Genomic DNA, 24,676 nt, shown 5'->3' with positions numbered 1-24,676 from the left:
TTGGCGCGGCTTTTCGGCACCGACGGGGTACGTGGGGTCGCGGGACGCGACCTCACGGCCGAGCTCGCCATGGACCTTTCGGTCGCGGCGGCTCACGTCCTCGGCGATGCAGGCGTGTTCGCCGCCACCGGCTCCAGCGGCTCAGGCCGCAAGCAGCGGCCGGTGGCGGTCGTAGGCCGGGACCCGCGTGCCTCGGGAGAATTTCTCGAGGCCGCCGTGGTCGCCGGCCTCGCGTCGTCTGGAGTGGATGTGCTGCGCCTCGGCGTGCTGCCCACCCCGGCCGTCGCCCACCTCACCGCCGCGCTCGGCGCCGACCTCGGCGTCATGCTGTCGGCGTCGCACAACGCGGCGCCCGACAACGGCATCAAGTTCCTGGCGCGGGGCGGCTTCAAGCTGTCCGACGCGGTCGAGGACGAGATCGAGCGGCGGCTCGGCGAGGACTGGAGCCGTCCCGTCGGCGCGGCCGTCGGCCGGGTCCGCGACGCCTACGGTGAGGCCGACCGCTACATCACGCACGTCCTCGACACGGTGTCGGGGCGGCTGGACGGGCTGGACATCGTGGTCGACTGCGCCCACGGCGCGGCCCACATGGTGGCCCCGGAGGCGCTGCTGCGCGCGGGCGCCCGCGTCGAGGCGATCGGCGCCAGGCCCGACGGCCTCAACATCAACAACGGCTACGGCTCCACCCATCTGGACAAGCTCCAGCAGGTGGTGGTCTCGCGCGGCGCCGACCTGGGCATCGCCTACGACGGCGACGCCGACCGCTGCCTGGCGGTCGACCACACCGGCGCGATCGTCGACGGCGACCAGATCATGGCCATCCTCGCCGCCGACATGCACGCCGCCGGCACGCTGGCCAAGGACACGGTGGTCGCGACCGTCATGTCCAACCTGGGCTTCAAGCTGGCGATGCGCGAGGCGGGCATCACGGTGGTGGAGACCGCCGTCGGCGACCGTTACGTGCTGGAACGCATGAAGAGCGAAGGCTACAACCTGGGCGGCGAGCAGTCGGGCCACGTCATCATGCTCGACCACGCCACCACGGGCGACGGCCTGCTCACCTCGCTCCACCTGCTGTCGGTGGTCGCCCGTTCGGGGAGCACGCTGCGCGACCTGGCGTCCGTCATGACGGCGCTGCCGCAGATCCTGATCAACGTCAAGGACGTCGACCGGGGCAAGGCGTCGGCCGGCGAGCTCACCTCCGCGGTCGCCGAGGCCGAGGCGGAGCTGGGCGAGACGGGCCGGGTGCTGATCCGGCCCAGCGGCACCGAGCCGATGATCCGCGTGATGGTCGAGGCGGCCTCGGAGGAGCAGGCGACCAAGGTCGCCGAACGCCTCGCCGACGTCGTCCGCGTGGCCTGCGTCTGACGTCTTCTCCGGGTACGGGATCCCGTACCCGGAGATCGGTCACTCGTCGCCCGTGAGGGCGAAGCCGCGCAGGCGGTGGCCCGCCCAGAGGACGGCGCCGACGGTGACGACGACCAGGGCCGGGACGGCGAAGCCGAACGTGACCCGGGTGGTGAGGAACGGCGAGTCGGAGAGCTGGTCGGCGACGGTCAGGGCCCACCGCTGGATCGAGAACTGCTGCGCGCCGGGGACGAAGCCGCCGACGAGGCTCTCCCAGACGAGGGCGTAGGTGATGCCGATCGTGACCGCGTGGCGGGTGACGATGCCCAGGAGCAGGAAGACGGCGGCGTAGGCGATGCCGGCGACCAGGGCGCCGAGGGCGAAGCCGGGGGCGAGGCCGTCCTCGTTGCCGACCAGGAGCCAGACGGCGACGTAGGTGGGCACGGCGGCGAACAGCGCCAGGAGCGAGGCCGCCACCAGGAACTTCGTCCGTGTGATGGCCGGGCGGGAGATCGGCTTGGACAGCAGGTGGATGATGGTGCCGTCGTCGATCTCGGGGGCGATGACGCCGGTGCCGGCGATGAGGCCGAGCAGCGGCAGCATGGTGCCGATGGCGAACTTCTCCATCAGCAGCACGGCCGAGCGCTGGTCGTCGCTGCCGATGACGCGGAGCAGCACGGCCAGGCCGATGAGGGCGAGCGGCAGGAGGAGCAGCAGGATGATGCGCCGCCTGCCGAGCAGGGCCCGGTAGGTGATGCCTGCGACCACGGTGTTCATCAGGTGCTCCTGGTGATCAGGTAGGAGAAGACGCTCTCCAGGTCCTCGTCGGCGGGTGACACCTGCTGGAGGTGGACGCCCTCGGCGCGGGCCACGCGGGGGAGCAGGCGGGCGAAGCGCCGCAGCTCGGTGGCCTGCACCTCCAGCCCGTCGGGGCCGAGCGTGACGCCGCCGGTGGAGTCGTCGAGGAGGAGGGCCGCGGCCAGCCTGCGGTCGTCGCTGGAGCGGATCTTGAACAGGTGGGGCCGGTCGGTCATCAGGCGCCGGATCTCGCGGAAGTTGCCGGAGGCGGCGTGCCTGCCGGCGACCACGACCTCGATCTGCTGGGCGACCCGCTCGACCTCTTCGAGGATGTGGGAGCTGAACAGGATCGTCTTGCCGGCGGCGCCCATCGCGCGGATCAGGTCCATCAGGTGCATGCGCTGGCGCGGGTCCATGCCGTTGAAGGGCTCGTCCAGCAGGAGCACGTCCGGGTCGTGGACGAGTGCGGCGGCGACCTTGACGCGCTGGCGCATGCCCTTGGAGTAGGTCTCGACGCGGCGGTCCTTGGGGGCCTCCATCTCGACGGTGGCCAGGGCCTTGCGGGCGGCTTGGGCGGGGTCGGGCAGGCCGTGGAGCTTGGCGGCGGACAGGACGAACTGCCAGCCGGTGAGGAAGCCGTAGACGCCCTCCCGTTCGGGCACTAACCCGATATTTCGATAAATATGGTGGTTCTTCCAGACGTTCTGGCCGTCCAGCGTGACCGTGCCGCCGGAGGGCGCCAGGAAGCCGGCCATCATGTGCAGCAGCGTCGACTTGCCGGCGCCGTTGGGCCCGAGCAGCCCGGTCACCCCCGGCCCGATCGTCATCGTGACGTCGTTGACCGCGACGACGTTGCCGTACCAGCGCGACACCTGCGCGAGCTCGATCTTCATCGCGAGGCGGCCTTCCGGTAGCGGGCGGCCAGGACCGCCAGGGCGAGGCCGATGAGCGCCACCACGATGACGGCCGGCATCGGGCCGCCGGGGTAGGCGCCGTCGGCGTTGGGCGGGGTGTCGAACAGCCACACCTGCACCGCGTCGACCAGCCAGAACGGGTTCATCAGCCAGGCCCACGAGGCGGCCGAATGGTAGCCCGACATGTCCAGCGCGGTGTAGACGAGCGGGACCGAGGCGAAGGACAGCAGGTAGACGGCGATGACCGAGGCGACGCCGAGCCCGCGCCGGGGCGTCAGCGAGGCCAGTGCCAGGCCGAACGTGGCCAGCAGCAGCGCCAGCACCAGGGCCATCGACAGGGCGCCGAGGAACTCCTTGGTCTGCGGCGGCCCGTCGAGGTCGATGACCAGCTCGCCCACGTACATGAGGATCAGCGGCGCCGCGAGCATGAGGAACAGCGCCCCGGTCATGGCCGCGACCTTGGCCCCCACGTACGCGGTGACCGTGATCGGGCGCGACAGGTAGAGCGGCAGCACCCGGTGGCGCAGGTCGGGGGCGACGGCGGTGGGCGCCTGCGAGGCGAGGAAGATCGCCGCGATCGGCTGCATGATGACGGCGTAGCCGCTGTAGGTCATGGCGCGCTCGCCGAGCATCGCCATGACGGCGACGGACACGACGGCGGGCAGCAGCATGATGGTGGCCAGCGAGAACGGCATGATCTTGCTGCGCGCGGTGCGGCCGAGGCCGTAGATGCCGCGCAGGCTGTGGACGGCCAGCGCCCGCGTGGCGTGGCCGCCGCCGAGGCGGGGGCCGTCGTAGTGGCGATAGCCGATGTCGTAGATCTCAGACATGGGCCGCCTCCTCCCGGAAGACGTCCTCGATGCGGTGGCGGCCCTGCTCCAGCCGGATGAGGCACAGGTCGAGGTCGACGGCGGCGTCGCGGATCGCGTCGTAGGTGCCGGGGCCGGACACCTCGACGAGCAGCAGGCGGCCGTGCGGGCTGACCTTCTGGCCGAGCTCGGTCAAGCGGGCGGCCAGCGGCTCGGTGCCCTCGTCGACCTCGACCGTGACGGTCCGGGTCGCCTGGGTGAACTCGGTGATCGCCGAGGAGCGCAGCAGCCGCCCGGCGTCGATGACGATCACGTGGTCGCAGATCCGCTCAAGCTCGCCGAGCAGGTGTGAGGTGACCAGCACGCTGATGCCGAACTCGGTGCCGATGCGCCTGATCAGCGCCAGCATCTCGTCGCGGCCGCGCGGGTCGAGGCCGTTGGTCGGCTCGTCCAGGAAGATCAGCTTGGGGTCGTGGACGAGCGCCTGGGCCAGCTTGACCCGCTGCTTCATGCCGGTCGAGTAGCCGCCGATCGGGCGGTAGCGCTCCTCGGCCAGGCCCACGTGGCGCAGCACGTCGGCGGCCCGCTCGCGGGCGGCCGTGCGCGGCAGGCCGGACATGCGCGCCATGTGCACCACGAACTCGGTGGCCGACACGTCGGGCGGCAGGCACTCGTGCTCGGGCATGTAACCCACGAGCCTGCGGATGTCGGCGCCCCGGGTGGACACGTCGAGGTCGAGCACCCGGGCGGTCCCCGAGGAGGCGGGCAGCAGGCCGAGCAGGATCTTGATGAGCGTCGACTTGCCCGCGCCGTTCGCCCCGACGAGGCCGGTGACGCCGGTTCCGACGGTGACCGTGAGCTGGTCGAGCGCCGTGACGGTGGGGAAGCGTTTGGTCAGCCCCTCGGTGGCGAGGATGTGCATGCCCGGGACACTACCCGCCCAGGTGCTCGCGGGGCCTCGTCCCCGGGGATGAACGGCGTCCTACCTGAGGCCAGAATTTCCGCTGGACCCACAGGGTGGCGGTGCCGGCGATGACCATGCCGAGCACGTTCAGCGCGAGCTGCGAGACCGACCCGGCGACCGCCCGCCACTCGCCCAGGGCGAGCGCCACCGCCATGTAGCCGGCGGCGGGCACGGTGGTGACCGAGATGAACACGCCGATCAGCGCCGACGACTTGCCCGCCGTGACCGACAGCACCCCGGCGGCCCCGGCCAGCACGGCCACGATGAACGACCAGCGGTCGGGCGTGACGATGAAGCCGACCTCGACGTTCGTCCGCAGGCTCTCCGGGCCGATCCAGCCGAGCCGGTACGAGACGAACGCGCAGGCGAACGTGAGCCCGATCGCGAACGCGAACCCGGCGACCAGCGTCCGGAACGCCCCGATGATCAGGTGCAGCCGGCCGCCCAGCAGCCCGAAGCAGATCGCGGCCACCGCGCCGAACTCCGGCCCGAGCACCATCGCGCCGACGATGAGGATGACCGAGTCCTGCAGCACGGCGATGCCCGCGAGCTGCGTGGCGATGCCGAGGAAGGCCAGGTACGCCCAGGTGATGCGGGAGTCCGCGTGCACCTTCTGGGCCAGGTCCTCCCACACCACCGCGTCGTCGGGGTCGCCCGGCGCCTCCTCGACGGCTTCCTCGGCGGCCCTGGACAGGGCCATGTCGAGCTGCTCGGCCGCGATCGAGCCCTCGTCCTTGAGCCATTCGAGCCGGCCGATGACCTCGTTGGCCGACTCGCGCGCGAGGTCGCACAGCACCAGGTCGCCGGGCGGCCGGTGGGCGGCGCCCGGCAGGACCGCGACGTTGGTGACGCCGGCGCAGTCGTCGAGCACCTCCAGCACCTCGCCGGTGCGGTCGGCCGGGCTGATCAGACGCAGATGGAGCACCCGGCCATTGTCGTCCATCCGACGTTGACGTTCCGTTGAACGTGATCAGGCAGGCTGACTTCATGCGGATGTTGACATGTCATGACCACGGCGAGGAGTGCTGGTTCGCGGACATCGACGACCTGGGCTGTTCGGGGCGGTTCGCGAGTTACCTGTTCGACGAGGTGTTCAGGTCCGGCGAAGCCGTACCCGCCTGACGGAGTGGTCGGCACCCTTGTGCAGGACGAGGTCGGCGCGGCCGCGGGTGGGGGCGATGTTCTCGACGAGGTTGCGTTCGTTGATGTCGCGCCAGACGTTGACCGCGAATTCGGTGGCCTCTTCGTAGGACAGCTCGGCGATGTGCCGGAAGTAGGACTTGGGGTCCTCGAACGCGGTGCGGCGCAGCTTGTGGAACCGGTCGACGTACCAGGTGCGGATGTCCTCGACCTTGGCGTCCACGTAGATGGAGAAGTCGAAGTAGTCGTTGACGGCGAGTGAGGTGGGCGGGGCGGGCTGGAGGACGTTGAGCCCCTCGATGATCAGGATGTCGGGGTTCTGCACGGTCTGGCGGGCGCCGGGGACGATGTCGTACTCCAGGTGGCTGTAGACCGGTGCGTTCACCTCGGCCGCGCCCGCCTTGACCTCGGCCACGAACCGCACCAGCGCCCTGCGGTCGTAGCTCTCGGGGAAGCCCTTGCGGTGCATGATGCCCTTGGACTCCAGCACCGCGTTGGGGTAGAGGAAGCTGTCGGTGGTGATCAGCTCCACGTGGGGGTGTTCGGGCCAGCGGGCGAGCAGCGTGTGCAGCAGTCGCGCCGTCGTCGACTTGCCGACCGCGACGCTGCCCGCGATGCCGAGGATGTACGGCATCCGCCCGCCCGGTCGCCCGAGGAACGCGCTCAGCACGCTGCTGCGCTGCTGCGAACCGGTGAAGTGCAGGTTCAGCAGCCGCGTCAGCGGCAGGTAGATGTCGGTGACCTCGGCGAGGTCGATGGGGTCGTCGACGCCTCGCAGCTCTTCGAGCTCGTCCGCCGTGAGAGTCAAGGGCGTGTTCTTGCGGAGCTCGCTCCACTGCTCCCTGCTCAGTTCAACGTAACCGTTGTTCACCCTGGCAGCGTAGCGATGGTGTCAGAATGCGGTTCCGGCCGGGGTATCCACAGCCTGTGGACAAAATCGGGGGATTACCGATACTCAGTTCGGGGAATGAAGAGGGTTTTCGCATGGACCGAGTTCGCATGGACCGACGCGGCTTCCTGACCCGGGCCGTCCTGGCCGCCGGGCCGTTCGCCGGCGTGGCCTGCGCGGGGCAGCGCGGCGGCGCCGCCCCCGCGCCCGGTTACGGGCGGCTCGTCCCCGTCGCCGACCAGCGCGACGGCGAGGTGCGGCTGCACCTGCCCGAGGGGTTCCGCTACCGCTCGTTCAACGCGGCCGGGGAGAAGTTCTCCGACGGCAGCACGGTGCCCGGCAGGCACGACGGGATGGCCGCGTTCCCCGGGCCGCGCGGCAGCGCGATCCTGGTGCGCAACCACGAGGTCAACGGCCCCGTCGGCGCGTTCGGCGACGAGCGGCTCGCGTACGACCCGATGGCGGGCGGCGGCACGGCGACGCTGCGGGTCAGCCGCTACGGCGAGGTGGCCGAGAGCAGGCCGTCGCTGACCGGCACGATGATGAACTGCTCGGGCGGCCCGATGCCCTGGGGCGCCTGGGTGAGCTGCGAGGAGACCGTCAACGGGCCCGACGTGGGCGACGACTTCACCGGCGGCGACAACTCCCGGCTGACCGAGAAGCACGGCTATCTCTTCGAGGTGCCGCTCAAGGGCGTCTCGCGGGCCAGGCCGATCAGGGCCGCCGGGCGGTTCGCGCACGAGTCGGCGGCCTTCGACCCGGCCACCGGCACGCTCTACCTGACCGAGGACAACTTCGGCTTCCCGTCCGGCTTCTACCGCTACGTGCCGCCCCGGCATCCGATGCGCGAGGGGCGGCTGCTCGACGGCGGCAAGCTCCAGATGCTCGCCGTCGCCGACCGGCCGCGCGCCGACCTGTCCACCGGGCAGGAGCCCGGCGCGGCCTTCGCCACCACCTGGGTGGACATCGACGACCCCGACCCCGCGTTCACCGGCAGGCCGTCCAACGACGTCGCCGTGCAGGCGGTCGGCAGGCAGGGCCGGGCGGCGGGCGCGGCGATCTTCTCCAGGCTCGAAGGCGCCGTCTTCCACCAGGGCATCGTCTACTTCGTCTCCACCCAGGGCGGCGACCCCGCGCCCGGCGAGACGCCGCCCGACGGCTTCGGCCGGGGCCGCGGCCAGGTGTGGGCTTACGAGACGTGGAGCGGCCGGCTCCGGCTCGTCTACCAGTCGCCCCGCGCGGCCACCCTGGACCTGCCGGACAACGTGACCGTCAGCAGGCGCGGCACGCTGGTCCTGTGCGAGGACGGCGACGGCGACAACTACCTGCGCGGCCTCACCAGAGCCGGGAAGATCTTCGACTTCTGCCGCCTGGCCCCCATCCCGGGCGACGCGGGCGCGGAGTTCGCCGGCTCCGCCTTCGGCCCCGGCGGCCACACCCTGTACGTGAACGTCCAGTCCAAGCGGGGCCGCTCGTTCGCCATCTGGGGTCCCTGGCAGCGCGGCGACTTCTAGATAGCCTGGGCCCCATGATCCTGGGCATCGGGGTCGACGTCGTCGACATCGCGCGTTTCGAGGCCACGCTCAAGCGCACCCCCGCGCTGCGCGAGCGGCTGTTCACCGAGGTCGAGCAGCCGCTCGCCGTCCACTCGCTGGCGGCCAGGTTCGCCGCCAAGGAGGCCGTGGCCAAGGCGCTGGGCGCGCCCCCCGGGCTCGGCCACCGGGAGGCAGAGGTGCGCTGCGACCCCCACGGCAAGCCCGAGCTGTACGTCAGCGGCAAGGTGGCCGAGGTCGCCTACGGCCTCGGCGTCAAGCGCTGGCACGTCTCGCTCAGCCACGACGGCGGCATCGCCATCGCCTACGTGATCGCCGAAGGATGACGTGATGATCACCGCCTACACCGCCGACCAGATCAGGGCCGCCGAACAGGAGCTCATGGCCCGCCTGCCCGGCGGCACGCTCATGCTCCGCGCCGCCGCCGGCCTCGCCGCCGCGTGCGCGGGCCTGCTCGGCGGCGTGTACGGCAGCCGCGTCGTGCTGCTCGTGGGCAGCGGCGACAACGGCGGCGACGCCCTGTACGCGGGGGCGGCGCTCGCCAGGCGCGGGGCCGCGGTAGAGGCGGTGCTCGCCGGGTCGCGCACCCACGAGGCCGGGCTGGCGGCCTTCCGCGACGCGGGCGGGCGGATCGGCGACGCCGCCGCGCTGGACCGGGCCGACCTGGTCGTCGACGGCCTGGTCGGCATCGGGGCCACCGGCGCGCTCCGGGAGCCGTACGCCGCGCTCGCGGACCGGGCGGGGGCGGGCCCCGGGCTGGTCGTGGCCGTCGACGTGCCCAGCGGCGTGGACGCGAGCAGCGGGCGGGTGGCGGGCGCCGCCGTGCGCGCGCACCTGACCGTGACGATGGGCGCGTACAAGACGGGGTTGCTCGTCGATCCCGGGGCCGGGCACGCCGGGCGGGTCGAGCTGGTCGACATCGGGCTCGGCCCCTGGCTGCCGGAGCCGGACGTGACGGCGCTGACCCGCGACGACGTGCGCGAGCTGCTGCCGAGGCCGGGCGCGGAGTCCGACAAGTACCGCAGGGGCGTCGTCGGCGTCGCGGCCGGCAGCGACCTCTACACGGGCGCGGCGGTGCTCGCCGTCGGCGGGGCGCTGCGGGCGGGCGCGGGCATGGTCCGCTACGCCGGTCCCGCCGGGCCCGCGGACCAGGTGCGGGCGCGCTGGCCGGAGGCGGTCATCACCGAGCTGGCCGAGCCGTCGATCGACCGCGTCGGGCGGGTGCAGGCGTGGGTGCTCGGGCCGGGGCTCGGCACCGGCGGCTGGGCCCGCGAGCTGGCCACCCGGGTGCTCGCCTCGGACGTGCCGGTCCTGGTCGACGCCGACGGCCTGACCCTCGTGGCCAAGGAGCCGGGGCTGCTGCGCCGAGCCGCGCCCGTGCTCGTCACCCCGCACGCCGGCGAGCTGGCGCGCCTGACCGGGGCCGCGCGGGAGGAGATCGAGGCCGACCGGCTGGCGCACGCCCGCCGGGCCGCCGCCGAGCTGGGCGTGACCGTGCTGCTCAAGGGCTCCACCACGGTGGTGGCCGAGCCGGGCGGCGCGGCCCGCGTCAACACGACGGGCACCCCCTGGCTGGCCACCGGAGGCACCGGCGACGTCCTGTCCGGCATCGCCGGGGCGCTGCTCGCCCAGGGATTGAGCAGCGCCGACGCCGGAGCGTGCGGCGCCTGCCTGCACGGGCTCGCCGGACGCCGGGCCGCGGGCGGCGCGCCGCTGACCGCCGCCGACGTGGCGGACGCGGTGCCGTCGGCCATCAGGGAAATCGCGCTCGACCATCGGGACGAGCTGCCAAACTAGAGGTATGGACTCCCGGACGGCGACCCCCGCGCAGGCGCGCGTCGACCTCGCCGCGATCAGGCATAACGTGGCCCTGCTCAAGGACCGCGCCTCAGGCGCGGAGCTCATGGGGGCCGTCAAGGCCGACGCCTACGGGCACGGCCTGGTGCCCGCCTCGCGGGCCGCGCTGGAGGGCGGCGCGAGCCGGCTCGGCACCGCGTTCGTCAGGGAGGCGCTCGCGCTGCGCGAGGGCGGCGTCACCGCCCCCGTGCTGGCCTGGCTCCTCACCCCCGGCGAGCCCCTGGACGAGGCGCTGCGGGCCGACGTCGAGCTGTCGGCCGCGAGTGAGGAGCTGCTCGACGAGATCGCCGCCGCCGCCCGCCGCACCGGCGTCACCGCCCGCGTCCACCTGGAGGCCGACACCGGCATGAGCCGCGGCGGCGCCCCGCTCGCCGCCTGGCCCGCCCTGGTGGCCAGGGCGGTCGCGCTGCAGGCCGAGGGCGCCGTCGAGGTCACCGGGCTGTGGTCGCACTTCGCCTGCTCCGACATCCCGGGCCACTCCTCGATCGAGGCGCAGATCGACACGTTCGAGACGGCGCTGAAGCTGGCCGAGCAGGCCGGGGCCGGCGGCTCCCACGTGATCAGGCACCTGGCCAACTCCGCCGCCATCCTGACCCTGCCCCGGACCCACTACGACCTGGTCAGGCCCGGCATCGCCATGTACGGGCTGAGCCCGATCCCGGAGGCGGGCGACTTCGGGCTCACCCCGGCGATGACGCTGACGGCCCGCATCGCCCTCGCCAAACGCGTCCCTGAGGACTCCGGAGTGTCCTACGGACACCTTTACATCACGGATCGCGAGACGACGCTTGGCCTGGTGCCGCTCGGGTACGCCGACGGAATCCTGCGGCACGCGACGGGGCGGGCCGAGGTGCTGGCGGGAGGCCGTCGCAGGCTGGTGGCCGGTCGGGTGTGCATGGACCAGTTCATGATCGACGTGGGTGACGACCCGCTGGCCGCGGGCGACGAGGTCATCCTGTTCGGGCCGGGCGGTCAGGGCGAGCCGACCGCCCAGGAGTGGGCCGATACCCTCGGCACGATCACTCATGAGATCGTGACGAGGATCGGCGCTCGGGTGCCGAGGGTGTACGAAGGCTGAGGGACATGACGACGACAACACGGCGGAAGGTCGGCATCGCGGGCGCGCTCGTCGGCGCCGCCTCCGCGGGGATCGCCGCGGCCGCCATGGCCAAGCGCTACGCGGTCGGCCGCATCCGGCTGCGCCCCGACACCGAGGCGAGCGAGCCGTTCGGCGAGCTGCGCGGGCGCGAGCACACGCTGATCACCTCCGACGGCAGGGCGCTGCACGTCGAGGTCGACGGCCCCGACGACGCGCCGCTCACCCTCGTCTTCTGCCACGGCTACTGCCTCAGCCTGGAGTCGTGGCACTACCAGCGCCGCGAGCTGCGCGAGCAGCACCGCATGGTGCTGTGGGACCAGCGCTCCCACGGCCGCTCCCAGCGCGGCGCGGCCGACGACAGCACGATCGACCGGCTCGGCCAGGACCTGGCCGAGGTCATCGAGCAGTACGTGCCCGGCCCCTGCGTGCTCGTCGGCCACTCCATGGGCGGCATGACGATCATGGCGCTGGCCGACAGCCGCCCCGAGCTGTTCGGCGACAAGGTGCGCGGCGTGGCCCTGCTGTCCACCTCGGCCGGCAAGCTCGCCGAGCTGACCCTGGGCCTGCCCGCGCTGGCCTCCAAGGTCGTGCACAAGCTGGCCCCCACGACCGTGTCGATGCTGGGCCGCCGCGGCTCGTTCATCGACCGCACCCGCCACGCGGGCAGCGACATCGCCTTCCTCATGACCCGCTACATGGGCTTCGGCGACTCCAAGAACGTCAGCCCGACCGTGGTCGACTTCGCCGAGTCCATGATCCGGGGCACGCCGACCGAGGTGGTCGCCGACTTCTACCCGGCGCTGATGGACCACGACAAGCTGTCCGCGCTGCACGTCCTCGACCCCGTGCCCACCGCGATCATGGTGGGGGACAAGGACTGGCTGACCCCGCCGGACCACAGCCGGGCGATGGCCGAGGCGCTGCCCAAGGCCCAGCTCACCGAGGTGCCCGACACCTCGCACCTGCTCCAGCTCGAGCGGCCCGGCGTGGTCAACGACGCGCTGCGCGACCTGATCAAGAGGGTGGCGCTGTGAGGCTGCCGACCGCCGAGGAGATGCGCGCGTTCGGCGCCCGGCTGGCCGCCCGGCTGCGGCCCGGCGACCTGGTGGTCCTGTCGGGGCCGCTCGGCGCCGGCAAGACCACGCTGGTGCAGGGCATCGGCGAGGGCCTGAAGGTGCGCGGGCCGATCACCTCGCCCACGTTCGTCATCGCCCGCGTCCACCCGTCGCTGGCCGGCGGGCCGCCGCTGGTCCACGTCGACGCCTACCGGCTCGGCGGCGACCTGGAGGTGGACGACCTCGACCTCGACGCCTCGCTGGAAGACTCGGTGACCGTCGTCGAGTGGGGCGAGGGGCTGGTCGAGGGGCTGTCCGACGACCGGCTGGAGATCCACATCGACCGCGAGGCGGGTGACGAGGCCCGCCTGGTCACCCTGCGCGGCGTCGGCGCCCGCTGGGCCGACGACACGCCGTCTGAAGGGGCACAAGAGTAAAACCACCGCCATGCCCCGGTGATCCTGTCACCCTTGACGTATCACGCCGATGACATGAAACATGATCATTGGTAAGGGTTGGCCCAGAAATTCTGGGTATCAGGAGGGGCGGCATCCACGAAAACTGGTGGATGCTTGGTGAAAGACGGCGGAGTGGGGTGCGGCGGTGCTCAGGGTCAGCCAGGTCGCGTACGCGGGAGCCATCCTCATGATCGGCCTCGCCGGTTGTTCGGCGGAGGCGCAAACACCGCCGTCGGGGTCGGCCTCCCCGACAGTGAGTCCCACCGGCAGTCCCACTGGCAGCCCCACGGCGGCGCCCACCGCCACCACCAGTTCGACGGCGAGCCCGGCGGCCACCCGGCCGTCCATCCTGGTCCAGCTCAACCCCGACCGCGTCACCGCGGGCGAGACCTCGACCGTGTGGGTGCTGGCCAACTGCCCCGAGCCCACCGGCGGCCCCGCCCACAGCGGCACCGCGACGTCCCGGGCGTTCGTCAGCGGCGTCACGCTCAACCCGGCCGACGCCGCGACCTCCTCGCCCTCGCCGACCGGCGCCCGGGCTGGCGGCGCCTGGGTGCGCGGCCAGGCACAGGTCAACGGCACCGTCCGGCGCGGCTCCTACCGGGTCGACGTCAAGTGCGACGGCACCAACCACGTCGGCCGGGCCACGCTGCGCGTCCGCGCGCCCGAGCCGCTGCCCGACGACGTGCCCACCAAGGCCCCCAGGGCCGGCGGCGGCGGCACCTTCGGCAAGGACGTCGACGAGGGCTCGTCGATCCCGCTCGTGCCCGTGGGCCTGGCGCTCGGCGTCGCCGCCGCTGCCGGGATCGGGATCGCGGTCAAGCGCCGCCGGTCCTGAAGATGGCGCGTTCGGGACGGGTCGTCCTCGCGGGCGCCGTGACCGGCCTCGTGCTGGTCGCCTTCGGCAAGAACATGCAGTCCGCCCCCGAGGAGACGGCGGCCGGCGTGGTGCCCCGCAGCATCGACATCCCCTCGATCGACGTCGAGGCGCCGCTGATGAAGCTCGGGCTCAAGGACGGCGAGGTCGAGCTGCCGCCGTACGAGAAGCCCAAGGTCGCCGGCTGGTACACCGGCAGCGCCGTGCCGGGCGAGAAGGGCGCCTCCGTCATCGTCGGCCACGTCGACACCAAGACCTCGCCGGCCGTCTTCTACAAGCTCCGCCAGGTCCGCAAGGGCGAGACGGTCAAGGTCGAACGCAGCGACGGCAAGGTCGTCGAGTACAAGGTCACCGCGATCGAGCAGGTGCACAAGGACGACTTCCCGCTGCGCAAGGTCTACGTCGAGGACGGGCTCAAGCTCGTCACCTGCGGCGGCAAGTTCGACTACGCCAAGGGCGAGTACCTGGACAACATCATCGTGTACGCCAGCGAGGCCTGAAAAAGCGGTTGCGCCCCTCTGTGACGATGGAGGGCATGAGCGTGGACACCAGCCCGCCCGCGTCCGGCTCCCGGGTGCCCTGGTCCGAGGTGCACCCGGGCGTCCGCGAGGCGGTCGAGAAACTGCTCGGCGCGCCCGTCGCCGAGGCGGTCACCCAGGAGGGCGGCTTCTCCCCGGCCGCCGCCGTGCGGCTGCGCGCCGCCAACGGCCGCCGGGCCTTCGTCAAGGCCGTCGGCCCCGAGCCGAACGCCGAGGCGGTGCGCATCTACCGGGCCGAGGCCCGGGTCGCCGCCGCCCTGCCCGCCTCGGTGCCGGCGCCCCGGCTGCTCGACGCGTTCGAGCTCGACGGGTGGGTGGCGATGGCGTTCGAGGACGTCGAGGGCCGCCACCCGGCCATGCCGTGGCGGCGCGACGAGCTGGACCTGGTGCTCGACGCCGTCGAGCGGATGTCGGCCGCGCTCACGCCGTCACCGGTGGACGTGCCGCCGATCGGGGAGGTCATGGGGCCGTCCTTCCAGGGCTGGCGCAGGCTGCTCGGCGAGGACACCACCGGGCTCGACCCGTGGGCGCTGCGCCACCTGCCGGCGCTGGCCGAGCTGGAGTCCGGCTGGGCCGAGGCGGCGGCGGGCGACACGCTGGCCCACTGCGACCTGCGGGCCGACAACGTGCTCATCTCGGACGGGCGCGTCCACGTCGTCGACTGGCCGTGGGCGTCGCGGGCCGCCGCCTGGTACGACCGGGTGGCGATGCTGCCGTCGGTCGGCATGCAGGGCGGGCCGCCGCCGCACGAGCTGCTGCCCGACCCCGACCCGGACGTCACCAAGGCCGTCACCGCCCTCACCGGCTTCTTCGTCCGGCAGTCCCGCCAGCCGGCGCCGCCCGGCCTGCCGACCCTGCGCGCCTTCCAGCGGGCCCAGGGCGTGGTGGCGCTGGAATGGCTCAGACAGCGGACCGGCTGGTCCTGAAGCACCGGCAGCCGAATCGGCGGAGCGGCCGGGTCTGACCTGTCGGGCCGGTAGGCTAAGCAGTCGTGCTGGTCCTGGCCTTTGACACCGCGACGCCCGCCGTCACCGCCGCCCTTCACGACGGGCAGCGGGTGCTCGCCGAATCCACCACGATCGACGCGCGCCGCCACGGCGAGTTGCTCGTGCCCACCGTCGAGCGCGTCCTCGCCGAGGCGGGGGTCGCGCTGCGCGACGTCACGGCCGTCGTCGCGGGCAGCGGCCCCGGCCCCTACACGGGCCTGCGCGTCGGGCTGATGACCGCGCAGGGCCTGGCGACCACCCTCGGCGTGCCCGCCCACGGCATCTGCACGCTCGACGCCGTCGCCTACGGGTCCGGGCTGGAGGAGCCGTTCCTGGTCGCCACCGACGCGCGGCGCAAGGAGGTCTTCTGGGCCCGCTACTCCGACCGCCGCACGAGGGTCGACGGCCCGCACGTCGACCGGCCCGCCGACGTGCCCGTCGAGGGGCTGCCGGTGGCTGGGGCCGAGCTCTACCGCGACGTCCTGGGCCCCGCCGTCGCCCCCGCCTATCCGTACGCCGGGTTCCTGGCCGCGCTCGCGGCCGAGCGGATCGCGGCGGGCGCCCCGCTCGACCCGCCGCGCCCGATCTACCTGCGCCGCCCCGACGCCGTGGTGCCCGGGGCGCCCAAGAAGGTGACGGCGTGAAGCTGCGGCAGATGACCGAGGCCGACCTGCCGGCGGTCATGGCGATCGAGCGGGCCACGTTCCCGCGCGACGCGTGGAGCGAGGGCATGATGCGCGGCGAGCTGGCCGACCAGCCGCGCACCCGCCACTACGTGGTGGCCCTGGTCGAGGAGCAGATCGTCGGCTACGCCGGGCTCGCCGTCGCCGCCGACCAGGCCGACGTGCAGACGATCGCGGTGCTCGACACCCACCGCGGCACCGGCGTCGGCGGCGCCATGCTCTCCGCCCTGCTGCAGGAGGCCGGCCGCAGGGGAGCCAGGGAGATCTTCCTGGAGGTGCGCGAGGACAACCCGGTCGCCCGCGGCGTCTACACGCACTTCGGGTTCGAGGAGATCGGCACCCGCCGCCGCTACTACGAGGACGGCACCGACGCGATCATGATGAGAAGGAAGCTGGATGGCTGACGCACCCCTGGTCCTGGGCATCGAGACGTCCTGCGACGAGACCGGCATCGGCATCGTCAGAGGCCACACGCTGCTGGCCAACACCATCGCCTCCAGCATGGACGAGCACGCCCGCTTCGGCGGCGTGGTGCCGGAGGTGGCCTCGCGGGCGCACCTGGAGGCCATGACGCCGACGGTCGAGGCCGCGCTGTCCGCCGCCGGGCTGAAGTTCTCCGACATCGACGCCATCGCCGTCACCGCCGGACCGGGGCTGGCCGGGGCGCTGCTCGTCGGCGTCGCCGCCGCCAAGTCCTACGCGCTCGGCCTCGGCGTGCCCCTCTACGGCGTCAACCACCTGGCCGCGCACGTCGCCGTCGACCAGCTCGAACACGGGCCGCTGCCCAAGCCGTGCATCGCCCTGCTCGTCTCCGGCGGCCACTCCTCGCTGCTGCTGGTGCCCGACGTGGCCGAGGACGTGATCTCGCTCGGCTCGACCGTCGACGACGCGGCGGGCGAGGCGTTCGACAAGGTGGCGCGGGTGCTCGGGCTGCCGTTCCCCGGCGGGCCGCACATCGACCGGGCCGCCCGCGACGGCTCCGGCACCGCCGTCGCCTTCCCGCGCGGCAAGATGGACGACGGCACGCTCGACTTCTCCTTCTCCGGGCTCAAGACCGCCGTCGCCCGCTGGGTGGAGGCCCGCGAGTCGTCCGGCGAGCGCATCCACGTGCCCGACGTGGCCGCCTCCTTCCAGGAGGCCGTGGTCGACGTGCTCACCCGCAAGGCGCTTCAGGCGTGCAAGAAGTACGAGGTGCACGACCTGCTCATCGGCGGCGGCGTGGCGGCCAACTCACGGTTGCGCGCGCTGGCCCAGGAGCGGTGCGACGCGGCGGGCGTCCGGCTGCGGGTGCCCCGGCCCGGCCTGTGCACCGACAACGGCGCCATGGTCGCCGCGCTCGGCTCCGACCTGGTGGCGGCCGGGGTGACGCCGTCGACGCTGGAGATCCCGGCCGACTCCTCGCTGCCGATCACCACCGTCCACGTGTGAGGCTGCACTAGTGCAACTCGGGGGAATTTCCCCTGCTGGGAAGGCTTTTCCGGGCCCTCTGCGTACGTTGTCAGCATGAAGTACACAGAGGGCCCGTTCGCGCCCGTCACCGAGGAAGTCACGGCCTACGACCTGCCGGTCACCGGGCGCGTGCCGGCCGAGCTCAACGGCCGCTACCTGCGCAACGGCCCCAACCCGCTGGGCATCGAGGACCCCGCCGTGCACATCTGGGGCATGGGCCAGGGCATGGTGCACGGGGTGCGGCTGCGCGACGGCCGGGCCGAGTGGTACCGCAACCGCTGGGTCCGCACGCCCGGCCACGGGCCGATGGTGCACGTGATCGAGCACGCCGCCCGCACGTTCGCGCTGGCGGAGGGCGGGCTGCCGCCGGCCGAGCTGGACGCCGAGCTCGGCACGGTGGGCGTGTGCGCGCTCGGCGGCACCCCCGAGGGCTTCACGGCCGGCGCCCACTCCAAGCACGACCCGCTCACCGGCGCGCTGCACTCGCTGTCGTACCAGGTGGGCCAGAGCTTCGTGCAGTACATCGTGACCGGCCCCGACGCCGCCGTGGTGGCGAGCACGTCGATCCCGCTCACGCGGACGCCGTTCATGCACGACTTCGCGCTCACCGAGAACCACGTCGTCCTGTGGGACACGCCGCTCGGGTTCGACGGGTTCGAGTGCCGCTGGCTGCCCGGGCACCCCACCCGGGTGGGCGTCATGCCGCGCGCCGGCGGCGAGGTGCGCTGGCTGGAGATCGATCCGGTGCACGTCAGCCACACGCTCAACGCCTACGAGGACGGCGGCGCGATCGTCGTGGACCTGGTCACCGCCGACGGGCCGTTCGACCCGGCCGACCCCGGCGGCATCCGCCCCGCCCTGGACCGGTGGACGATCGAGACCGGCCGGGTCGTCCAGCGGCGCCTCGACGACCGGCCGCAGGACTTCCCGCGCCTGAACGAGTCACGCACCTCCCGCCGCCACCGCTACGGCTACGCGGCGGCCACGGACCTGTACGGCATCCCGTTCACGCCCGCGGGCGCGCCTCCCGACGACGCCTTCACCAACGCCCTGGTCAAGCACGACCTGGACCGCGGCACCACCGAGGTGCACGGCTTCGGCCGGGGCGAGTCGGTCGGGGAGGCCGTGTTCGCCGCCACGGGGACCGGCGAGGACGACGGGTACCTGCTCACGTACGTGTCCGACCCGGAGCGCGGCGCGAGCGACCTGGTGATCCTGTCGGCGCAGGACTTCACCGGCGCCCCCGTCGCCAGGATCCACCTTCCCGTACGGGTGCCGCTCGGGCTGCACGGCAGCTGGCTGCCCGAGCCCGTGTGACACTGTTGGATCGTGACCGACCCCCGTCCGCCCTACCAGCGGATCGTCGCCGACATCGAGCGGCGCGTCGCCGAGGGCGAGCTGCGACCCGGTGATCCGGTCCCCACGACCCGGGCGATCATGCGGGAGTGGGGCGTGGCGATGGCGACCGCCACCAAGGCGCTGACCGCGCTCAAGCAGGCGGGCGTCATCGAGTCGGCGCCCCGGGTGGGCTCCGTGGTCGCCGCCCAGGCCGCCCCCAGGCGCTCCGCCGAGACGCTCGAACGCGACCGGATCGTCCGCGCCGCCATCGAGATCGCCGACGTCGACGGGCTGGCCTCGCTGTCCATGCGCTCGGTCGGCTCCCGGCTCGGCGTGGCGACGATGTCGCTCTACCGCCACGTCGAGTCGAAGGGCGAGCTGGCCCGGCTGATGGCCGACGCGGCGTTCGCCGAGATCGACTATCCCGAGCCGCCGCCGGGCTGGCGCTCCCACCTGCGGGTGGCCGCCCGGTTGCAGTGGGCGGCCTACCAGCGTCACCCGTGGCTGCCCCGGGTGGTGTCGGTCACCAGGCCGATCGTGCTGCCCGGCATGGTGGCCTACGCCCAGTGGTCGCTGCGGGCGCTGGACGACCTCGGGCTGCCCGCCGACACGCGGCTGCTCGTCTACGCCACCCTGGTCAACTACGTGCGCGGCACGGCGGTCAACATCGAGAGCGAGACCGACGCCGAGCGTGACACCGGGCTGACCAGCACGCAGTGGATGTCGCGGCGCCTGACGGTCGAGGGACGGCTCATCAAGCAGGTGACCGACCCCAGGGTGGCGATCGACCTGGAGACGATCTTCGCGTTCGGTCTCGAACGGGTGCTGGACGGGCTGTCGACCGTCATCACGCCGCGGCGCTGAGCGGCCGCGTCAGTCCTTGGCGCGGGTCGGCCGCAGCAGGGCCTCGGCCAGGGCCAGCATGGTCTCCTCCAGGGCTCCCAGGCGCTTGTTGAGGTCGGCTGTGGCGGGCTCGACGATGCCGGAGACCGTCTCGGCCAGCGCGTCGCGGTCGGGGCGGGAGCGGACGACCTCGGTGAGCGACGTCGCGGCCTCGGTCAGCCGCCGCAGGTGCTCGTCGCGGTGGGTGTCGAGCAGCTCGCCGATGCGCTCGTCGATGGCCAGCGCGGCCGGGAGCCTGCCGATGGTCTCGCCGACGCTCTCCAAGGCCTCGCTGGCCTGCTCGGAGCGGGTGGTGAGGCCGCTGAGGTGGGCGTCGAGGCCGTCGACCCGGGTGACCAGGTGCTCCTCGGCCGCGGCCAGGCGCTCGGCCAGCGCGTCGAACCGGTCGCCCTGGCCGCCGAGGCGCTCGGCGAGCGCGTCGAAGTGCTCGTCGTGCTCGCCGAGCCGGCTGTCGAGGCGGTCGAAGCGCTCGTCGTGGCCGCCGAGCTGCTTGGCCAGGGTGTCGAAGTGGCCGTCGTGGCCGTGGAGGCGGTCGGTGAGGGCGTCGAGGCGCTTGTCGTGGCCGGTGAGGCTCTGCGCGAGGGCGTCGAAGCGGGCGGCGTGGCCGGTGAGCTCTCCGTTCATCGAGCTGAGGCGGCCGTCGACGGAGGCCAGGCGGGTGCCGAAGCCGTCGAGGCGCGTGTCGGTGGCGGCGGCGCGGCCGTCGAGGCTCTGCAGGCGGCCCTCGATCCCGGCCAGCGTCTCGTCGGTGCTCTCGAAGCGCACGTCGACGCTCTCCAGGCGCGAGTCGATCGCGACGAGCCGCCCGTCGACCCGGTCGATCCGGCCGTCGACGCCGTCGAAGCGTCCGCCGAGCCGCTGCTCGGCGTCGTCGAGGCGGCCGAGCAGCCGCTCCTCCAGCGCGTCGACCTTGGCCGTGACCTGCTCGGTCGTGGTGGTGAGCTGCTGGGCGGCGAGGGCCAGGCGCTCGTCGAGGCTGTCGGACAGGTCGAGCATCACGCCCTCGACCCGCTCGGTGCGCGAGTGGAGCTCGGCCAGCGACTTGTCGATGCGGGTGAAGCGCCCGGCGGCGACCTCCATGCCGGCGCTGACCTGCGCCAGCTTGCTGGTGACCTCGCCCATCCGCTGGGTCACCCCGTCGGTGACCTCCAGCACCGACTGCAGCCGGCTCAGCGCCTCCTCGACGCTCTCGGACACGGTGCCGAGGTCGGCGCGCAGCTTGGGCAGCTCCAGGATCGGGTGGACCCGCTGGCTGACCGCGTCCACCCGGGTGTCGACGCCGCCGACCTGCTCGCCGACGGCGTCGACGTGGTCGCGCACCGCCTCGACGTGCTGGGCCAGCCCTTCGGCCCACATGGGCGGTTTGGCGGCGATGTCGTCGAGCCGTCCGGAGACGGTCTCCAGGGTGCCGCTCAGCCCGCCGAGCTCACGCTCGCGCACCTCGCGGAGGAGCCATTCCATGCCCTCCAGCCGCTGCCGGATCTCGTCGAGGACGGCTCCCTGCGTGCGCTGTTCGTACACGTGATCCTGGGCGGCACGCGCCAGCAGCTCCCGCATCCTGTCGGAGATGGCGGTCTGGCCGCCTGCCTGCAGAAGGGTGGTGGTGTGGTTGGAATGGTCCACCGAAAGGCTCCTTCGCTGTCGACGGTCTGCCGCGTGGCGGTGGGGTTGGGTCCGATGTGCAAGTGAAAGAAGGAGAACGCGGCTCACCGCAATAGGGGGGAGAACTCCCGCCCGGCTACCTTAGCCTTTCGATCAAGGTCCGTCATCGGCGAAGGAGAAGATCGCTCTTATGATGGAATCGTCCAGATTTGTCATTCACGCAGGTCGTGACGGGCGGCAGATCAGAACGGATGGTTTATCCATAATCCTCGTCAGAATGACGACGGCGGATTCTTCACCGGAAAGCCGGAGGTCGCCGCGCAGCCGCTCGATATCCACAGCCGATCCGCGCTTTTTAATGGTGACATTTCCGACGCGGCGTGCCCGCAGCGCCGCTCTGAGCCGTTTGAGCGAGAACGGCAGCGTCTCGACCACCTCGTACCGCGCGGCCCACGGCGTGTCGACCGGCTCGTCCCCCGAGATGTAGGCGATCATCGGGTCGGCCAGCCACCCGCCCACCAGCTCGGCCACCTCGCCCACCAGATGCGCCCGCACCGCGGCCCCGTCCGGCTCGTACACATAGCGCCCCACCGGCCCGGTGCCGGCCTCGACCCCGGTGGCGGTCAGCGTGTGACCGCCCGGCAGGAGCGTCGCCCGCCGCCCGGGCTCGCCGGCGCCCGTCCAGAGCGCGGCCTCCTTCACCTCGCCCTTGTACGAGACCCACTCGGCCTGCGCCTGCGCGGGGATGAACTCGTACGGGATGCCGGGGGCGACCTTGAGGCAGGCCAGGCGCGCCCGGGAGAGCAGGTCGAGGACGACGGGCCAGGGCGGCGAGTAGGACATCGGGTCGAACGTGCGGCCCCGCGAGCCGCGCCTGGCCGGGTCGGCGAACAGCACGTCGTGGTCCTCGGGCCGCACGGTCGCGGCGTCGGCCACCCGCACGGTGACGCGCTCCCCTAGGCCGAGCGCGTCGGCGTTGGCGCGGGCGACGGCGGCGGTCAGCGGGTCGGCGTCGACGGCCTCGACCGTGCGACCGGCGCGGGCCAGCGCCAGGAAGTCGCCGCCGATGCCGCAGCAGGCGTCGGCGACGCGCGGCCCGGCGCCGCACTCGGCCAGGCGGCGGGCCCGGTGCTCGGCGACCTCGGCGCGGGTGGACTGTTCGAGGCCGTGCGGGGTGAAGAACATGCGCGCCGCGTCGGCGCCGAACTTGGCGGCAGCCCGCTCGCGCAGCCCCGCCTGGGTGAGCGCCGCCGAGGTCAGGGCGGCGTCGTAGGTGCGGCGCAGCCGGGTGGCCGCCGCGACCGGGTCGGCGCCGGCGAGCTCCTCCGCCTCGGCCAGCGCCCGCAGGCCGCGCGGTGTCAGCAGCTCGGTGAAGGCGTCCAGGTCCACGACGTACGACGGTAGTGCACGCGGCGGGCCGGCTCAGAGATCGGTGTCGTGCAGGGAGACGAGCAGCTTGCGCAGCAGCCCGGCCAGGGCGGCGCGCTCGTCGTCGTCGAGCCCGGCCAGCAGGTCGCGCTCGTTGTCGAGGTGCCCCTCCAGCACGTCGTCGACCAGGCGCAGCCCCTCGGGAGTGAGCGAGACCAGGATCATGCGGCGGTTTCCCGGCGCAGGCCGGCGGTCGACCAGGCCGCGCTCGACCAGGCGGTCCATGCGGTTGGTGAGCGCGCCGGGGCTGACCATGGCGGAGGAGGACAGGTCCTTCATGCACATGGTGTGGCTCTCGCCGCTGCGCAGCAGCGTGGCCAGCATGTCGAACTCCCAGGGCTCCAGGCCGCGCCCGGCCAGGAACTCCTTCACGCCGCGTTCGAGCAGGCGCGACAGGCGGGAGACCCGGCCGACGACGCCCATGGGCGAGGCGTCCAGGCCGGGGCAGGCCCGCGCCCACTGTCCGAGGATCACGTCGACGGCGTCTTCCATACGCCCGACGATATCAAAAATTTCGACGTTGAAATTTCTGGGGAGCCGCGCTAGTTTTCCGGAGTGTCGAAGTGTTCAACGTCGAAGTGTTCGAGGTGGAAGACATGAAGGTGCTGGTGCTGGGCGCGACGGGCTACATCGGCGGAGTGCTGGTCGAGCGGCTGATCGAGCGCGGCCACGAGGTCGCGGCGCTGGTGCGGCCGTCGGCCGACGGGAGCAGGCGGGTGCCCGGGGCGGCCGACGAGCGCCACGGCGACCTGGCGGACCCGGCGTCGGTCGCCGCCGCGCTGACCGCCGACGTCGACGCCGTGGTGCACGCCGCCGAGCTGACCGGCGACCGGGAGACCGACCTGGCCTCCGTCGGCGCGCTCGCCGCCTCCGGGAAGCGGGTGACGTACGTGAGCGGGGTCTGGGTGCTCGGCGAGGTGGACGGCGGGGACGAGGAGAGCCCGGCCGACCCCGTCCCGCTGGTCGCCTACCGCGACCAGGTCGAGCGGCTCGTGCTCGACGGCGGCGGGGCGGTGGTCCGGCCGGGCGTCGTCCACGGCCGGGGCGGCGGCATCCCCGCGCTGCTGCGCGAGCAGGCGGCCCGGCGCGATAAGGGCGTGTACGTGACCGCCGGGGGAGTGCCCGCCTGGACGGCCGTGCACGTGGACGACCTGGCGGACCTGCTCGTCGCGGTCGTGGAGAAGGGGGAGGCGCGGATCTACCACGCCATCGCCGAGGAGGGCGTGCCCGTGGACGCCGTCGCCGAGGCGGCCGGTGTGGCGGCCGGTGTGGGCGCCGTCGCGGAGCCGTGGCCGCTCGCGGAGGCCGCCGGAGTGCTGGGCGAGGGATTCGCCCAGGCCCTCGCGCTCAGCCAGCGCATCGGCGCGTCGCGCACCCGGGCGGCCCTGGGCTGGAACCCCGGCCGGGCCGGGATCGTGGCCGACCTGGCGGAAGGCTCCTACGCCTGATCGCCCAGAGCTGACGCGTTCGTGTTGACTGTCAAGCCCCTCTTGCATATGTTTCCTGTTGGCACTCTCCCCTTGAGAGTGCCAACTGTGCGACGAGGCAGGTCTGGCACCCGCGACGGCAGGCCCCGCTGGTCGCCTCTTCTGATCATTCAAATCTGAAGGGGAGGTCCGATCGTGACGACCGCCACCAAGGTTCCCGTTAAGCCGCTCGGCGACCGCATCGTGGTTCAGCCGCTTGAGGCAGAGCAGACCACCGCTTCCGGCCTGGTCATCCCGGACACCGCCAAGGAGAAGCCGCAGGAGGGCAAGGTCCTCGCGGTGGGCCCGGGCAACTGGGACGAGGACGGCGACAAGCGGATTCCGCTCGACGTCTCCGAGGGCGACATCGTCCTCTACAGCAAGTACGGCGGCACCGAGGTCAAGTACGGCGGCGAGGAGTACCTCGTGCTCTCCGCCCGCGACGTTCTCGCGATCATCGAGAAGTAAGCCGGTCGTGTCGGGCCCCGGGCGCTCCCAAGGCGGCCGGGGCTTTCGACGCTA

At 72.8% G+C, this 24,676-nt stretch carries 27 protein-coding genes; 18 read left to right on the top strand and 9 right to left on the bottom strand.

The genetic code is table 11. The annotated features are described in order from the left end of the window. Positions 1 to 1,368, top strand: coding sequence for a phosphoglucosamine mutase (gene glmM, locus ACBI99_RS13400; RefSeq protein WP_375072398.1), 1,368 nt, complete (start codon positions 1 to 3; stop codon positions 1,366 to 1,368). A 39-nt stretch (positions 1,369 to 1,407) separates the two neighbouring features. Here the strand turns inward: glmM and ACBI99_RS13395 are convergent, their stop codons facing one another. Genes ACBI99_RS13395 through ACBI99_RS13375 form a run of 5 tightly spaced genes read right to left on the bottom strand, consistent with a single transcriptional unit; the run spans position 1,408 to position 5,757 of the window. Beyond that, positions 1,408 to 2,124, bottom strand: a complete 717-nt coding sequence (locus ACBI99_RS13395; RefSeq protein WP_219500461.1) for an ABC transporter permease subunit — start codon at positions 2,122 to 2,124, stop codon at positions 1,408 to 1,410. Next, positions 2,124 to 3,038, bottom strand: a complete 915-nt coding sequence (locus tag ACBI99_RS13390; RefSeq protein WP_357591390.1) for an ABC transporter ATP-binding protein — start codon at positions 3,036 to 3,038, stop codon at positions 2,124 to 2,126. The genes ACBI99_RS13395 and ACBI99_RS13390 overlap by 1 nt, the downstream gene beginning before the upstream one ends. Next, positions 3,035 to 3,889, bottom strand: a complete 855-nt coding sequence (locus tag ACBI99_RS13385) for an ABC transporter permease (protein ID WP_357591388.1) — start codon at positions 3,887 to 3,889, stop codon at positions 3,035 to 3,037. The genes ACBI99_RS13390 and ACBI99_RS13385 overlap by 4 nt, the downstream gene beginning before the upstream one ends. Continuing rightward, on the bottom strand, positions 3,882 to 4,790 hold the full coding sequence (locus ACBI99_RS13380; RefSeq protein WP_219500467.1) for an ABC transporter ATP-binding protein: 909 nt from the start codon (positions 4,788 to 4,790) through the stop codon (positions 3,882 to 3,884). The genes ACBI99_RS13385 and ACBI99_RS13380 overlap by 8 nt, the downstream gene beginning before the upstream one ends. Before the next feature lie 10 nt (positions 4,791 to 4,800). Next, a complete protein-coding gene (locus ACBI99_RS13375) occupies positions 4,801 to 5,757 on the bottom strand; it encodes a DUF389 domain-containing protein (RefSeq protein WP_357591386.1) in 957 nt (318 codons plus the stop codon). 62 nt (positions 5,758 to 5,819) lie between these two features. On the opposite strand from ACBI99_RS13375, the gene ACBI99_RS13370 reads away from it, so the two are divergent. Continuing rightward, complete coding sequence (locus tag ACBI99_RS13370; protein WP_281426775.1) at positions 5,820 to 5,954, top strand: hypothetical protein; 135 nt, start codon at positions 5,820 to 5,822, stop codon at positions 5,952 to 5,954. On the opposite strand, the gene coaA is transcribed toward ACBI99_RS13370, so the two are convergent. Then, a complete protein-coding gene (coaA, locus tag ACBI99_RS13365) occupies positions 5,926 to 6,843 on the bottom strand; it encodes a type I pantothenate kinase (RefSeq protein WP_219500472.1) in 918 nt (305 codons plus the stop codon). The two genes, ACBI99_RS13370 and coaA, sit on opposite strands and share 29 nt — an antisense overlap. 128 nt (positions 6,844 to 6,971) lie before the next feature. Between coaA and ACBI99_RS13360 the strand changes: the two genes are divergently transcribed. From ACBI99_RS13360 to ACBI99_RS13295, 14 genes are all read left to right on the top strand, one after another. After that, entirely contained in the window at positions 6,972 to 8,375 is a 1,404-nt protein-coding gene (locus tag ACBI99_RS13360) for an alkaline phosphatase PhoX (RefSeq protein WP_364173737.1), read from the top strand. A gap of 14 nt (positions 8,376 to 8,389) precedes the next feature. Further along, positions 8,390 to 8,740 (top strand): holo-ACP synthase, encoded by a 351-nt coding sequence (locus tag ACBI99_RS13355; protein WP_219500474.1) that lies wholly within the window; start codon positions 8,390 to 8,392, stop codon positions 8,738 to 8,740. A gap of 4 nt (positions 8,741 to 8,744) precedes the next feature. Then, on the top strand, positions 8,745 to 10,211 hold the full coding sequence (locus ACBI99_RS13350; protein ID WP_375072397.1) for an NAD(P)H-hydrate dehydratase: 1,467 nt from the start codon (positions 8,745 to 8,747) through the stop codon (positions 10,209 to 10,211). A gap of 4 nt (positions 10,212 to 10,215) precedes the next feature. Next, a complete protein-coding gene (gene alr / locus ACBI99_RS13345; RefSeq protein ID WP_219500478.1) occupies positions 10,216 to 11,349 on the top strand; it encodes an alanine racemase in 1,134 nt (377 codons plus the stop codon). 5 nt (positions 11,350 to 11,354) lie between these two features. Then, entirely contained in the window at positions 11,355 to 12,404 is a 1,050-nt protein-coding gene (locus ACBI99_RS13340) for an alpha/beta hydrolase (protein WP_219500480.1), read from the top strand. Next, on the top strand, positions 12,401 to 12,862 hold the full coding sequence (gene tsaE, locus ACBI99_RS13335) for a tRNA (adenosine(37)-N6)-threonylcarbamoyltransferase complex ATPase subunit type 1 TsaE (RefSeq protein WP_308125610.1): 462 nt from the start codon (positions 12,401 to 12,403) through the stop codon (positions 12,860 to 12,862). The genes ACBI99_RS13340 and tsaE overlap by 4 nt, the downstream gene beginning before the upstream one ends. A gap of 274 nt (positions 12,863 to 13,136) precedes the next feature. Next, positions 13,137 to 13,721: a hypothetical protein gene (locus ACBI99_RS13330; RefSeq protein WP_375072396.1), complete on the top strand. Its 585-nt coding sequence runs from the start codon at positions 13,137 to 13,139 to the stop codon at positions 13,719 to 13,721. A gap of 2 nt (positions 13,722 to 13,723) precedes the next feature. After that, the gene (locus ACBI99_RS13325; RefSeq protein ID WP_219500485.1) at positions 13,724 to 14,260 is read left to right on the top strand and encodes a class F sortase; all 537 of its coding nucleotides are present in this window, start codon (positions 13,724 to 13,726) and stop codon (positions 14,258 to 14,260) included. Between the two features lie 35 nt (positions 14,261 to 14,295). After that, the gene (locus ACBI99_RS13320; protein WP_375072395.1) at positions 14,296 to 15,225 is read left to right on the top strand and encodes a phosphotransferase; all 930 of its coding nucleotides are present in this window, start codon (positions 14,296 to 14,298) and stop codon (positions 15,223 to 15,225) included. Positions 15,226 to 15,290: 65 nt separating this feature from the next. Beyond that, entirely contained in the window at positions 15,291 to 15,929 is a 639-nt protein-coding gene (tsaB, locus tag ACBI99_RS13315) for a tRNA (adenosine(37)-N6)-threonylcarbamoyltransferase complex dimerization subunit type 1 TsaB (RefSeq protein WP_219500488.1), read from the top strand. Next, positions 15,926 to 16,372, top strand: a complete 447-nt coding sequence (gene rimI / locus ACBI99_RS13310; RefSeq protein WP_372455340.1) for a ribosomal protein S18-alanine N-acetyltransferase — start codon at positions 15,926 to 15,928, stop codon at positions 16,370 to 16,372. The genes tsaB and rimI overlap by 4 nt, the downstream gene beginning before the upstream one ends. Beyond that, positions 16,365 to 17,396 (top strand): tRNA (adenosine(37)-N6)-threonylcarbamoyltransferase complex transferase subunit TsaD, encoded by a 1,032-nt coding sequence (gene tsaD / locus ACBI99_RS13305; protein ID WP_364173720.1) that lies wholly within the window; start codon positions 16,365 to 16,367, stop codon positions 17,394 to 17,396. Before rimI ends, tsaD begins: the two co-directional genes overlap by 8 nt. A gap of 75 nt (positions 17,397 to 17,471) precedes the next feature. Then, entirely contained in the window at positions 17,472 to 18,734 is a 1,263-nt protein-coding gene (locus ACBI99_RS13300) for a carotenoid oxygenase family protein (protein ID WP_375072394.1), read from the top strand. 12 nt (positions 18,735 to 18,746) lie between these two features. Then, positions 18,747 to 19,619 carry a GntR family transcriptional regulator gene (locus ACBI99_RS13295; protein ID WP_219500495.1) on the top strand — a complete coding sequence of 291 codons (873 nt, stop codon included), beginning with the start codon at positions 18,747 to 18,749 and terminating at the stop codon, positions 19,617 to 19,619. Positions 19,620 to 19,628: 9 nt separating this feature from the next. Here ACBI99_RS13295 and ACBI99_RS13290 read toward each other — a convergent pair whose 3' ends face one another. From ACBI99_RS13290 to ACBI99_RS13280, 3 genes are all read right to left on the bottom strand, one after another. Continuing rightward, the gene (locus ACBI99_RS13290; RefSeq protein ID WP_219500496.1) at positions 19,629 to 21,281 is read right to left on the bottom strand and encodes a hypothetical protein; all 1,653 of its coding nucleotides are present in this window, start codon (positions 21,279 to 21,281) and stop codon (positions 19,629 to 19,631) included. A gap of 195 nt (positions 21,282 to 21,476) precedes the next feature. Next, on the bottom strand, positions 21,477 to 22,649 hold the full coding sequence (locus ACBI99_RS13285) for a class I SAM-dependent methyltransferase (protein WP_357591374.1): 1,173 nt from the start codon (positions 22,647 to 22,649) through the stop codon (positions 21,477 to 21,479). A 33-nt stretch (positions 22,650 to 22,682) separates the two neighbouring features. After that, positions 22,683 to 23,180, bottom strand: a complete 498-nt coding sequence (locus ACBI99_RS13280; RefSeq protein ID WP_375072393.1) for a MarR family winged helix-turn-helix transcriptional regulator — start codon at positions 23,178 to 23,180, stop codon at positions 22,683 to 22,685. 71 nt (positions 23,181 to 23,251) lie between these two features. Here ACBI99_RS13280 and ACBI99_RS13275 point away from each other — a divergent pair, with 71 nt between their 5' ends. Both ACBI99_RS13275 and groES read left to right on the top strand, forming a co-directional pair. After that, positions 23,252 to 24,136, top strand: a complete 885-nt coding sequence (locus ACBI99_RS13275; protein WP_375072392.1) for an NAD-dependent epimerase/dehydratase family protein — start codon at positions 23,252 to 23,254, stop codon at positions 24,134 to 24,136. Between the two features lie 171 nt (positions 24,137 to 24,307). Continuing rightward, positions 24,308 to 24,622, top strand: a complete 315-nt coding sequence (groES, locus tag ACBI99_RS13270; protein WP_197093639.1) for a co-chaperone GroES — start codon at positions 24,308 to 24,310, stop codon at positions 24,620 to 24,622. Positions 24,623 to 24,676 lie beyond the last annotated feature (54 nt).

This window comes from Nonomuraea sp. ATR24, from assembly GCF_041950485.1.
Taxonomy (GTDB): domain Bacteria; phylum Actinomycetota; class Actinomycetes; order Streptosporangiales; family Streptosporangiaceae; genus Nonomuraea; species Nonomuraea ceibae.
Note: the sequence above shows the minus strand (reverse complement) of the source record. Positions and strands in the feature narration are given on the sequence as shown.

Bases quoted from the DNA above. Each gene is read 5' to 3' on its own strand.
- ACBI99_RS13300 (WP_375072394.1), top strand. From the start codon at position 17,472: ATGAAGTACACAGAGGGCCCGTTCGCGCCCGTCACCGAGGAAGTCACG.
- ACBI99_RS13350 (WP_375072397.1), top strand. From the start codon at position 8,745: ATGATCACCGCCTACACCGCCGACCAGATCAGGGCCGCCGAACAGGAG.
- ACBI99_RS13370 (WP_281426775.1), top strand. From the start codon at position 5,820: ATGCGGATGTTGACATGTCATGACCACGGCGAGGAGTGCTGGTTCGCG.
- ACBI99_RS13325 (WP_219500485.1), top strand. From the start codon at position 13,724: ATGGCGCGTTCGGGACGGGTCGTCCTCGCGGGCGCCGTGACCGGCCTC.
- ACBI99_RS13340 (WP_219500480.1), top strand. From the start codon at position 11,355: ATGACGACGACAACACGGCGGAAGGTCGGCATCGCGGGCGCGCTCGTC.
- tsaD (WP_364173720.1), top strand. From the start codon at position 16,365: ATGGCTGACGCACCCCTGGTCCTGGGCATCGAGACGTCCTGCGACGAG.
- ACBI99_RS13385 (WP_357591388.1), bottom strand. From the start codon at position 3,889: ATGTCTGAGATCTACGACATCGGCTATCGCCACTACGACGGCCCCCGC.
- ACBI99_RS13280 (WP_375072393.1), bottom strand. From the start codon at position 23,180: ATGGAAGACGCCGTCGACGTGATCCTCGGACAGTGGGCGCGGGCCTGC.
- ACBI99_RS13380 (WP_219500467.1), bottom strand. From the start codon at position 4,790: ATGCACATCCTCGCCACCGAGGGGCTGACCAAACGCTTCCCCACCGTC.
- ACBI99_RS13355 (WP_219500474.1), top strand. From the start codon at position 8,390: ATGATCCTGGGCATCGGGGTCGACGTCGTCGACATCGCGCGTTTCGAG.
- ACBI99_RS13320 (WP_375072395.1), top strand. From the start codon at position 14,296: ATGAGCGTGGACACCAGCCCGCCCGCGTCCGGCTCCCGGGTGCCCTGG.
- alr (WP_219500478.1), top strand. From the start codon at position 10,216: ATGGACTCCCGGACGGCGACCCCCGCGCAGGCGCGCGTCGACCTCGCC.
- ACBI99_RS13360 (WP_364173737.1), top strand. From the start codon at position 6,972: ATGGACCGACGCGGCTTCCTGACCCGGGCCGTCCTGGCCGCCGGGCCG.
- ACBI99_RS13390 (WP_357591390.1), bottom strand. From the start codon at position 3,038: ATGAAGATCGAGCTCGCGCAGGTGTCGCGCTGGTACGGCAACGTCGTC.
- ACBI99_RS13395 (WP_219500461.1), bottom strand. From the start codon at position 2,124: ATGAACACCGTGGTCGCAGGCATCACCTACCGGGCCCTGCTCGGCAGG.